This is a genomic window from Frankia sp. Mgl5, assembly GCF_023242985.1.
Classification (GTDB): Bacteria; Actinomycetota; Actinomycetes; order Frankiales; family Frankiaceae; genus Parafrankia; species Parafrankia soli.
Genome location: NZ_JALKFY010000063.1, coordinates 1 through 290, shown reverse-complemented (window position 1 = coordinate 290; position 290 = coordinate 1). Strand labels below are relative to the sequence as shown.

At 54.8% G+C, this 290-nt stretch carries 1 pseudogene; it reads left to right on the top strand.

Going from position 1 to position 290, the window contains the following annotated elements:
* Positions 1 to 290, top strand: a pseudogene (locus MXD62_RS08370) (hypothetical protein); the annotation flags it as partial.

Genomic DNA, 290 nt, shown 5'->3' with positions numbered 1-290 from the left:
GAATGGGAACAGTTGCAGCAAACCTGGCAGTCAATCCCGCTTGAGCCAGAAGAGATGGAACCGCCAGCTGACTTAAAAGCGGAAGTGATGACTGCGATATTTGCCGATTCCCCTGCCTCGAAGGCAGAAATAAAACAGCGGAAGCAATGGAAGGATTTTTTCCAGCTGCTTCTTCGCCCTTCCCAGGGCTGGGTAACGGCCGCTCTGCTGCTTGCGCTAGGCGTATCTTTATTGAACAACTGGACGCTGCGCGAGCAACTGATTGCCGTTGGCCGCGAGCCTGCGGTACC